Raw genomic sequence first — 1,834 nt, 5'->3', positions numbered from 1 at the left:
CTAGGAGTGTGCTGAACAAGGGGTGATGTGGGCGGGAAGGGCGCCGAGATGGCCGTCTGTGCGGCCGGTTGGGTCAGGCCCCGTGGGGTCGACAGAGTGGTCGCCCTTCCCGCGTGGTCCAGGTTGGTGGATGGTTGCGGGGCTGTGCAAGGGGTGCGGGCCGGTCGGTGGCCTGCCGGTCAGGTCAGTGCCCAGCCCTGGCCGGTGTGGGTGAGGCCGAGGTTGAGCATTCGGCGTAGGTTGAGGCCGGCGATGCGCAGGTGGAGCCAGAGGTTGTTTGCCGCGGTGCCGCGGTGGCGGAGTTTGCGGGCGCGGCCGTGGGGGCCGATGAGCCAGGCGATGGAGCGTTCGACCATGGGCCGGTGCTGCCGGTAGGTCGCGCGCAGGTCGGGATCGTTGGCCCAGCCGGCACGGGCTTGCCGCAGGATCGCGTCGTGTGGATGAAGAGTGAGGCTGCGGCCGTCCTTGCTCTTGGTGCAGCGTTGGCGGAGCGGGCAGCCGCGGCAGGCGGCCCCGAACGTCACCGTGCGTTTGGCGGTGATGCGGCGGGTGACACCGGCCGGGCAGGTCACGGTCCCGGCGGCTTGGTCGACGGTGTAGTCGTCGATGGTGAACCCGCCGGTGACGGCGGGCCGCAGCGGGCCCGGCTTGATGACCGGGACATGTCCGGCCTGGATGAGGGCGGCGCGGGCGTCGCCGGTGCCGTAGGCCGAGTCGCCCAGTACTTCCAGGTGGTGATCGGCCTGGTCGCGGTCCTCGCCTTCGATCAACTCGACGCCGACCACGGCCTCGTGGTTGTCGGGCCCGGCCGCTTTGGTGAGGCGGGCGCCGGTGAACAGGCCGGTGTCGGGTTCGATGGCGACGTGGGCTTTGTAGCCGTCCTGGCGGTGGTGGACGCTCTTGTGGACGTGGCGGGTGTCGGGGTCGACGGTGGAGATGAGGCGGTCGGGGGCGACTTTGCGGGCGATCTTCCATCGGCCGTCGGTGCCGTCGGAGGCGTCGGCGGGTTCGACGTCCTGGCCGGCGACCAGCGCCAGCAGCGCGACCGCTTGGGCGGCCGGCTCGTCCAACCGGCCCTGGGCGGCGGCCTGCTCGAACGCGGCCACCACCGTCAGGGCGTCGTTGACCAGGCCCGACACCAGCCGCTGCTTGGCCTGGTCGTCGTCCCAGGCGATGGCGGGCTTGCCCGGGTCGGTGTAGTCGTGCGCCGAGCACTGGGCGGCGATCACCTCGGCGGCACCCGGGACCTGCCGGGCCACCCGCCGGATCGCGGCGATCAGCTGGGTGACGGTGTCCTGGGTGGCGACCGCGTCGTCCAAAACGGCCGAGTCCAGCGCCCGCCGCGTCCTGCCCTTGAGCACCCCGGTCGCCGCGATCACCTCGCCGACCGCCTCGAAGATCCGGTTCGGGCGCTCCGAGGCCGCCAACCTGCGCCGCCAGTACGTCAGCACCGAGGGGTGGATCCCCTCGTCGGTCAGCGCCAGCCCGCACGCGGCCTTCCACCGCAGATCACACCGCAAAGCCTCGACCGCCTCCCGATCGGACAGATGATGCAGGGTCTGCAGCACCAGCACGCAGGCGACCAGATCCCCCGGCAGCGACGGGCGCCCCCGCGACGAGGGGAACAGGTCGGCGAACAGCCCGTCGGGGAACACCCGCCGCCGATGCTCGGCCAAGAACGCGAACACACTCCCGGCCGGGACCAGATGCCCCACCAACGCCGCCGCGTCCAACAACTCACGATCGATCCGGCTCTCACCCTGCACACCAAAATTCTCCCAGCCGGGCACCGCCCGGCTGGGAGAATCCACAGGATTGTTCAGCAGACTCCTAG

1 protein-coding gene is annotated in these 1,834 nt (G+C 71.3%); it reads right to left on the bottom strand.

The window, feature by feature from the left end; all coding sequences use genetic code 11:
* Nucleotides 1-179 precede the first annotated feature (179 nt).
* Nucleotides 180-1,766: an IS1182 family transposase gene (locus ABGB11_RS42285; protein WP_347641342.1), complete on the bottom strand. Its 1,587-nt coding sequence runs from the start codon at nucleotides 1,764-1,766 to the stop codon at nucleotides 180-182.
* Nucleotides 1,767-1,834 lie beyond the last annotated feature (68 nt).

The organism is Actinomadura sp. B10D3 (assembly GCF_039871695.1).
GTDB classification, from domain to species: domain Bacteria; phylum Actinomycetota; class Actinomycetes; order Streptosporangiales; family Streptosporangiaceae; genus Spirillospora; species Spirillospora madurae.
Note: the sequence above shows the minus strand (reverse complement) of the source record. Positions and strands in the feature narration are given on the sequence as shown.